9 protein-coding genes are annotated in these 7,580 nt (G+C 63.4%); 6 read left to right on the plus strand and 3 right to left on the minus strand.

Annotated features, from left to right (window positions below; translation table 11 throughout):
• Positions 1-95 precede the first annotated feature (95 nt).
• Positions 96-881 (plus strand): DUF429 domain-containing protein, encoded by a 786-nt coding sequence (locus NW853_RS03095; RefSeq protein ID WP_414333386.1) that lies wholly within the window; start codon positions 96-98, stop codon positions 879-881.
• Between the two features lie 42 nt (positions 882-923).
• Here the strand turns inward: NW853_RS03095 and NW853_RS03100 are convergent, their stop codons facing one another.
• The 3 genes from NW853_RS03100 to NW853_RS03110 all read right to left on the minus strand — a co-directional run bounded on the left by NW853_RS03100 (position 924) and on the right by NW853_RS03110 (position 4,269).
• Positions 924-2,918, minus strand: coding sequence for an SH3 domain-containing protein (locus NW853_RS03100; RefSeq protein ID WP_414333384.1), 1,995 nt, complete (start codon positions 2,916-2,918; stop codon positions 924-926).
• A gap of 99 nt (positions 2,919-3,017) precedes the next feature.
• Entirely contained in the window at positions 3,018-3,512 is a 495-nt protein-coding gene (locus NW853_RS03105) for a DUF427 domain-containing protein (protein ID WP_414333382.1), read from the minus strand.
• A 31-nt stretch (positions 3,513-3,543) separates the two neighbouring features.
• A complete protein-coding gene (locus NW853_RS03110; protein WP_414333380.1) occupies positions 3,544-4,269 on the minus strand; it encodes a Crp/Fnr family transcriptional regulator in 726 nt (241 codons plus the stop codon).
• A 200-nt stretch (positions 4,270-4,469) separates the two neighbouring features.
• Here NW853_RS03110 and NW853_RS03115 point away from each other — a divergent pair, with 200 nt between their 5' ends.
• The 5 genes from NW853_RS03115 to NW853_RS03135 form a co-directional block, all read left to right on the plus strand.
• Positions 4,470-5,132, plus strand: a complete 663-nt coding sequence (locus NW853_RS03115) for a sigma-70 family RNA polymerase sigma factor (protein ID WP_414333379.1) — start codon at positions 4,470-4,472, stop codon at positions 5,130-5,132.
• A gap of 2 nt (positions 5,133-5,134) precedes the next feature.
• Complete coding sequence (locus tag NW853_RS03120) at positions 5,135-5,719, plus strand: anti-sigma factor family protein (RefSeq protein WP_414333378.1); 585 nt, start codon at positions 5,135-5,137, stop codon at positions 5,717-5,719.
• Between the two features lie 35 nt (positions 5,720-5,754).
• On the plus strand, positions 5,755-6,348 hold the full coding sequence (locus NW853_RS03125; protein ID WP_414347695.1) for a hypothetical protein: 594 nt from the start codon (positions 5,755-5,757) through the stop codon (positions 6,346-6,348).
• Between the two features lie 51 nt (positions 6,349-6,399).
• Entirely contained in the window at positions 6,400-6,711 is a 312-nt protein-coding gene (locus NW853_RS03130) for a DUF3181 family protein (protein WP_414347698.1), read from the plus strand.
• A partial coding sequence (locus tag NW853_RS03135) for an S-layer homology domain-containing protein (protein ID WP_414347700.1) occupies positions 6,702-7,580 on the plus strand: 879 nt, incomplete at its 3' end. The genes NW853_RS03130 and NW853_RS03135, both read left to right, overlap by 10 nt.

Consider the following 7,580-nt stretch of genomic DNA (forward strand, 5'->3'; position numbering starts at 1 on the left):
AGGGAGAGGGGCTGGGGGTGAGGGATCCTCCCTCAGGGAGAGGGGCTGGGGGTGAGGGAATCCTCGATCGAGCGTGTGGAAAAGGGGAAAGCGGTATGGCTCGGTTAATCTGTATTGGCCTAGACCTGGCCTGGTCAAACCGCAACCCCTCTGGGGTGGCGACGTTGCAGGTCGAAATGGGGGATGCCAAAGTCCAGAACCTGACGGGCCGCCTGCTGGACAGTCGCATCCTGCAAACCGACCCGGAAATTGTGGACTACATCCAAGCCCAAGCCGGAGGGGATCCCTGCCTGGTGGCGGTGGACGCCCCCTTGCGCGTCCCCAACCTCAGCGGCCAGCGGCGGGCCGAAGCCGAGCTGAACCAGCTGTTTCGCGCCTACGCCGCCGGCGCCCACCCCGCCAACCGCCGGCTCTTAGAAAAAAACGGCCAAGTGCGAGGGGAAGCCCTGGTGCAAGCCCTCTCCCGCCATGGCTTTCGGGAGCAGGCCAGCATCGAGCGGGGATCCTTGGCCCGCCAGATCACCGAAGTCTTCCCCCACAGCGCCATGGTGAGCCTCTTCGGCCTCCGCCGCACCCTGAAATACAAGGCCCGCCCTCGACGCAGTTGGCCGGAACGGGAACAAGCTTGGCAACTTTACCGGCAGCACCTGCGCTCCCTGACCAACGCCGACCCTGCCCTGCGCGGCCACGAAACCCTGCTCCAGGTGGAGGTGGGATCCCTTAGGGGCCGCCAACTCAAAAACTACGAAGACCAAATCGATGCCCTGATGTGCGCCTACATCGCCCTCTACGGCTTTCGCTGGGGATCCGAGCGCTGCCACAGCTTCGGCAGCCTGCAAGAAGGACACATCTTCACGCCCCTGCCCATCTCAAAGGGCTGATAGGCCGCCGAACCCCTGAACAAGAGAGCAAAAGCCGACAGCTCAGGGCCGTTCCACCAAACGGGTTGAGCCGGATTGGGCAGCGACCCATCCCCCCGGAGCCCCATCTCGCTCGACGCGCAACCAGACGGGCACCTGTCCTTCGCCGGCTTGCACTTCTACCACCCGCAGCAGAGCTTGGCGGGGGGCTGTCCCGACAATGGCTCCCCTCAGGCTGGGCTGCTGGCGGATGTTGATGCCATCGTTGGAGATCACCCGCACCTGTTGGACTCCTTGCCACTCGGCCAGAGGGCCGGTGGGCTCAGGTTCAGGAGTGGGCTCTGCCTGATCAGGACGGCTGAGGGCAACCGGCGGCTGCTCAACTTGCACCTGGGGCTGCTCCAGCGGTGGCGCCGGCGGTGGCGTGAACAGGCCCCGCAGCATTTGCCAGATGATCAGCAGGGAGAGGATGCCGACACCAACCACCCCGGCCAAACGAATGCCGGCGGGAAGGGCAGGGCGCTCACTCCGGCCACGGCGGGATCCCAGGCGGCTGCGGCGGTAACGTTCCCCATCCTGCAAACCTGGGTTCTGAGCAGGGAGCCCCTCAAAGGACTCCGTCCCGCTGGCGGGATCCGCAAGGGCAGAGACACCCGGCCTAGGGGTGCCCCGGTAAGAGGGCAAATCCGAGAGGCGCGGGGGTTCGGGCATGGTTCCTCCCCCTTGCAAGGGGGAGGGTGGGCGAGGCCATTCTTGAGTCTGCTCAAGCAGTCGCGGGCCACCCACCATAGCCGGCAAATGAGGGGGGGGATAGGGGGCTCGCGGAGATAGCATCCCTGCCGGCGGGTCTTCGCGGCTGGGCATCTCGTCCAGGTAGGCTTGGACTTGGGGGTTGTCGAAGTAGGCTTGCAAAGTCGCTTGGGCAGTTTCCAGGCCACGAAACTCTGGGAACACCTCCTCTTGAAACCACCTTTCTGTGAAGCGGCACAGACCCGGCAGATGGTCGGGGGAGCCGGCGGAGTGTTCTTCGATAAACTGCAAGGCCTCTGCTTCTTGGGTGGAGCGCAGATGTTCGAGCGCCTCTTCGGTTTGTCCCAGCAAGAGACTGCAGATGGCCTGCTCCAGATGCACATCCTGTCGTTGCGCCAAGCGAACCAGGTAACCGCGGGCACGCCGCACCAGGGCCGGACGATTTTCCAGATACCCTGCTGCCAGCAATACCTGCACGGCCAAGTAGGCGGCCACCATCGAGGGACGCTCAGCCTCCCGCTCAAACAACTCCTGCTGTTCTTTGAGGGTGAGGTGGCGACGTACCCGCTGGATGAAGCGCAGGAAATCCTCGGTGCTGAGGCCAGAGCCATCTTGACCCATCCCCTCGATGCCGCCCCGTTCGTCCAGCATGGCTTTGAGGAGAGCCAGTCCCTGCTGTCGCTCCCCGTTCGCATCGGCAGCCTCTTGGCCAGTTCGGGAGAAAACATTGGCCTCGTGGCTGAGGAGTTGCAAAATGCGGTAAGGGCGCAGCTTGCCCAGATCAAGGCGGAACTCTGCTTGCATCTGCGGAAAGGCCTGGTACTCCTCCAGCTCGGCCAGGCCCGCCTGCAAAGAACGCGCCGCCTCTTCGTAGGATCCCTGCTGCCAGGCTTCCCGGCCCAGCTCCAAACGGGCGATGGCCCGCGCCAAAATGGCATCAGAACGGGCAGGGTGGCCCTGCTCCAACATCTGTTGAGCCAAATCCAAAGCCGCTTGGTAGTCTCCGGCTTCGCAATACAAACACAGCACGCCTGGCAAGAGGGTCTCTTCCACCGTCAGGGTGGGATCCGCCGGCATGAGGTGTTCGTCGTAGTTTCGTCGCGCCTCTGGGTTAAGCAACACCGAGGCTGCCTCTTGGATAAGCTGAGCGCGAGCTGCCACGGCCTGCGGCGAAAACCCCAGCAGCCAAGAGCGCTCGCCCGGTTTGGGATCGAGCCGCTCCCGGTAGGCCTGCTCGATCTGATGCTCGTCCGCCCGTGGCGACAGCATCAAAACTCGGTAGTAGTCGAGGGGCACTCGCACCGTCATGGCTGTTGTCGGCTCTCCTAATCGCGTCGGATCCCTGAACCCGCCTCGACTTAACTGTAGTCTTTTCCTCAGCAAAAGGGATCCCCTCTTGCTTAGAACCTACCAGTCCCAGCTCCCCGGCTCCCCCTTGAAGGGGCCTACGACCTTGGAGGTAATCCAGCCGCCGTAGAAATCTCCCGGCTGGGGCCGAACTCGCTCTCCATCCACCCGGCACTCCTGCACGCGGCCCGCATAAAAAGCAAGGTAGTCGCGGATGGGCCAAAACTCTGGGCTGGGATCCGAATAGCTCCAGGCGGCATCCACGGCCACTTGGGAGCCGACCTGGATCGTCCAGTAGCGGGCAGTTCCTTTGAACTCGCAGAAGGAGGTGCGGGCGCTGGGGCGGAGATACTCCAGCCGCACGTCGCTGGGGGGAATGTAGTAGGTGGGCGGGTGGCTGGTTTCCAGGATACGGTAGCAGCGGCAGCTGTGGGCGATGAGCTCGCCGTTGAAGAGAACTTCCACCCGCTCGGCGGTGGGCTCCAAGCGGGGCGGGCGCGGGTAGTCCCAGACGGATTCTTGTCCGGGCCGGGGCGGGATGGGCTGGGGGCGCATGGGCAGTCTCCAAAGCAGGATCTGACAGCACCTAAAGCAGACGGCTGGCCTCTACCAGTTTGGCGTACTGCACCAGCAGCAGAGACTGTTGCTCCGGCAACACCTGAATCACCCCCTGCTGCTGCAGACGGCCCAGCACCGCCGCCGCTGCCTCTCGGCTGACCTGGCTGATATCGGCCAAATCCTGGAGGGGAGGGTAAACAATGCGCATTCCCTGGGCGGTCTTCTCGCCAAAGGCCTCTGCCAGTTGCACCAGCGCATGTACCACCCGCAGCGGGGGGCTTTGTCGATCCAGATCGGCCTGCAAATTGGCCAGGCGCAAGCGGCGGGAGAGGCTGCGGGCTAGCTGGTAACACAGGTGCGGCTCCTGCAGCATCAGCGCCTTGAAGGTGGCCGCCGGGATCCCGACAGCCCGCACCGGGGTCAGGGCCAGCACATCCCGCGAGCGGGGGGCCTCGTCCAGTACCGCCATTTCCCCCACCCAAGCGCCCGGCCCGAGCAAAGCTAGGGTTTGGGCGCTGCTTTGTATCCCTTCTGTTGTGCCGATCCGCACAGGCCGCCGCACCTTGGCCCAGCCAGAGAGGATCAGATAAACCACACTGCCCCAGGCATCCTGCATCAAGAGCGCTTGTCCTGCCGCAATATCCCGCAGCTTCACCTGGGATCCCAGCCATTGCAAGGACGCTGCCGAGAGTTGGGCCAGCGTCGGCACCACCTTGAGCTCGGAGAGGAGGGCAGCAGAGACATCAGGAGTCATGCCGGAGGGAGGTTGACCGTACCGCAAGCCCACTGTAGCCCAGCCGCCGGCTCAAGGGCTATCCTGCAGAGGGTTCTCGCACCGCCCTGCCCCCTTGAGCCAAGATCGGGAGAGGGAACCTAACTTCCCCCGTTGCGTCAGGAAACAGAGGTTCTGCTTGGGAGGGGATCCCTCCGTCGTTCAATAACCTATGGATGCCTATGGATGCTGCCCTCAGCGACATCACTGGCCAGCGCTGGTCGGTCTCGGTGAAGAACGTGCCTGCGCGGCCCGAAAAGCTCGCTGATGGGGATCTGGTGCTGCTCTGTCAGCAGGGATCCCAGCCCCACCGCGAGGCCTTTGCTGAGCTGATGCGTCGTCACCAGGCCCATGTGGACAAGGTGCTCTACCACCTCGCCCCGGACTGGCCCGACCGGCACGACCTGGCCCAGGAAGTCTGGATCCGGGCCTACCGCCACCTAAAGCGGCTGCAGGAGCCGGCGAAATTTCGCAGTTGGTTGGGGCGGATTGCCACCAACCTGTTCTATGACGAGCTGCGCAGGCGCAAGCGGCAGCAGCAGCCTCTTTCTTTGGATGCGCCGATTGCAATGCGAGACAGTGAGATGGAATGGGAGCTGCCCAGCGAGAGCCCCAGCCCCCATGAGCACCTCACCACCTGCGAGTTTTACGAGCAGTTGCACCAGGCCGTCCGCGACCTGCCTCAGGTTTTTCGCCAGACAATCCTGCTGCGGGAAATTCAGGGGATGGCCTACGAGGAAATTGCCGAGATCACAGGCGTGTCTTTGGGCACCGTTAAGTCTCGCATTGCCCGCGCCCGCGCCCGCTTACAATCCACCCTAAAACCCTACCTCAACGGTGAATGACCATGGTTCGCGGCAACCGCAACCCCGATCCCAGGGATTCCCAGCAGGAGATGCCGCTGGTGGAGGAGCGCTTTGAACAGTTGAGCGCCTACCTGGATGGGGAGTTGTCCTCTCAAGAAGCGCGGCAGGTGGAAGACTGGCTGGCCAGCGATCCCCAAGCGCGGCAACTGTACAGCCAACTGGCAGCCTTGCAGGCCGGTTTGGCCAATCTCAAGGCCCCAACTTTGGATCCCATCCAGACAGAGCTGCTGATCAGCCACGTGTTCGAGGAGCTGGACCAAAGGCCGGCGCTCGATCTGGGCTGGCGGTGGCGCAGGGGCACCCCTTGGGGACGGGTGGCAGCCGCTGTGGTGGCCTTGGCGGGAGCCGGCTGGGCGGGATGGCGTTGGTCGCATCCTCAGCCCTTGGTATCGCTAGAAAATCCGCCGGTGCGGGTGGCCATCGTGCCTGCCTCTGCTCGCGTTGCCCAGCACTACCTGTTCGAGCTGGGGCAAAAGCAAGATGCCTACTCGATTTTGTTTGAGACAACGCCCAACCGTGGACTCCGTCCTGTCAGCGCGATCGGAGCCGAGACGGGCCGGGAATGACCTGAGCAGGCTTGAGAAAGACTGAGGAGTAGAGGGTGGAAAAAGCCGTTCGCAGAGCTTGCGGTCTGGCGGTTTGCCTTTGGCTATGCAGTCTGGGATCCCTGCCGGCCCAGGCTGACCCCAGTGGCAGCCATTTTGCAGCGCCGCAGGACTCACGTCCCTATCCCAATGCCCTGGAGCCCACCAACCTGCCCTCACCGGGATCCCGTCTCACTCCCACCCCCGCCCAAAACCAACCGACCTCTCCCGGGATAGAGCTATCGCCTTTTCCCGATTTCCCCCTCCTTAAGGAGTTGGATCCACCCTCACCAACCTTGGCCGACTTGGGCATCCATTGGGATCACCTGGCCCTGCTGCCGGATCCCGAGCTGGCAGAAGCAATGGATAGGGAGTTCAACCGCCGCCTGGCCCGCCTGAACCGGCAGATTGCCAACCAACAAGAGCGCCTCTACCGCCTGTTGCAAGACTGGGACTCTGACGAGGCCGATATCCGTCAAATTCAGGCCCAACTGAGCCAGTTGCGCACAGAACGGGATCGCCTGGCGCTGGAGCACCTGTTGCTGCTGCGGCAGTTGCAGGAGAACTTTGCCCTGCCTCTACCGGGCCGCTCTGCCGCCAGCTCTCCCTGAGGTGGGAGCAGGTTATGATCGGCAGAGGGCAACCACTGACGGAGCTGAGCAATGGCCCAAGTGCCCAGCAACCCAGAGATCGAGCAATTGGCCGCTGCCATTGGCGAGGAAGTTTACATCGATGTGGCCCGGTGGCACCTCTACCTGCGGGATGCCCACCTGCACACCCTCTTGGCAGAACAACTGGCCCCCCAGGTGATGGCAGGCAAGGTGGATGAGAATGCCGTTACAGAGATCCTGCAAGGGATCCCGGTGAAAGTGGGGGGCGGGCGCAAAGAGCTGCCCCTGGCGGATCTGCTGCCCATGCAAAGCCTGCTGAACTTACTGGATGTGCTGGAGGAGTTCAGCCGCAAATGGGCTTAGTAGAGGGGGAGAAAGCATTGCAGCATCAGCTCAATCGGTTCAAGCAGTCTAGGCGATCGCCGCCTCCAGCCGGCACCTGGCTCAGGGCCGCTGGTTTTGTCCTGCTGCTGGGGCTGTTGTCGGCCTGTCAGGGAACCGAGTGGGGAGAACGGCTGCAACGAGCGGTGCGACCGGTGAGCCTGCCTACCTTCCCCTCTGGAGACCAACCGGAGACGCCCACGCCTCTGCCGGGATCCCGCTCCTCCTCTACCTCTGTCCCCTCTGCTCCTGCGACTCCCCCTGCTTCCTTCACGCCTCCGCCCAGCCAGGTCAGCAGCCGCTTTGCGGATCTGGAGCCCGGATCCCTGGTGGCCCGTGCTGTCTCTGATTTGGATCGGCTGGGGGTCTTTGCCGATGTTGTTGGCAGTGAGTTTCAGCCGCAGCGCAGCGTTCGTCGCGGCGAATTTGCCCGCTGGTTGGTGCTGGCCAACAACGCCATTCACGCCGACCAGCCCAGCCGCCAAATCCGTTTGGGATCCGCCAGCGAGCGCCCCCTCTTTTTGGATGTGCCGGAGGAGGATCCCAACTTTCGCTACATCCAGGCCCTGGGAGCTGCCGGCATCGTTAGCGGAGACGCCAACCGCGAGTTTCGCCCCAACAGCCTGCTGTCGCGGGCAGAGCTGATCCGCATGAAGGCACCTCTGGATTTGCCTCCCGGCCAAATCAAGGGATCCCGATTAGAGCTGGAGGAGCGTTGGGGCTTTACCGATGCGGCGCAGATCCCTGAGGAGGCGGTTGCCCCCCTGGTGGCGGATCGCGGCCTGGAGAATGCTTCCACCGTGTTGCGCACCTTCGGCCCCATCCGCACCTTTAACCCCTTTGAGCCGGTC

The organism is Synechococcus sp. H55.11, from assembly GCF_047462475.1.
Taxonomy (GTDB): domain Bacteria; phylum Cyanobacteriota; class Cyanobacteriia; order Thermostichales; family Thermostichaceae; genus Thermostichus.

What these genes read in the sequence shown, in the direction of transcription:
- NW853_RS03095 (WP_414333386.1), top strand. Translation starts at nt 96, where the DNA reads ATGGCTCGGTTAATCTGTATTGGCCTAGACCTGGCCTGGTCAAACCGC.
- NW853_RS03105 (WP_414333382.1), bottom strand. Translation starts at nt 3,512, where the DNA reads ATGCGCCCCCAGCCCATCCCGCCCCGGCCCGGACAAGAATCCGTCTGG.
- NW853_RS03110 (WP_414333380.1), bottom strand. Translation starts at nt 4,269, where the DNA reads ATGACTCCTGATGTCTCTGCTGCCCTCCTCTCCGAGCTCAAGGTGGTG.
- NW853_RS03100 (WP_414333384.1), bottom strand. Translation starts at nt 2,918, where the DNA reads ATGACGGTGCGAGTGCCCCTCGACTACTACCGAGTTTTGATGCTGTCG.
- NW853_RS03115 (WP_414333379.1), top strand. Translation starts at nt 4,470, where the DNA reads ATGGATGCTGCCCTCAGCGACATCACTGGCCAGCGCTGGTCGGTCTCG.
- NW853_RS03130 (WP_414347698.1), top strand. Translation starts at nt 6,400, where the DNA reads ATGGCCCAAGTGCCCAGCAACCCAGAGATCGAGCAATTGGCCGCTGCC.
- NW853_RS03120 (WP_414333378.1), top strand. Translation starts at nt 5,135, where the DNA reads ATGGTTCGCGGCAACCGCAACCCCGATCCCAGGGATTCCCAGCAGGAG.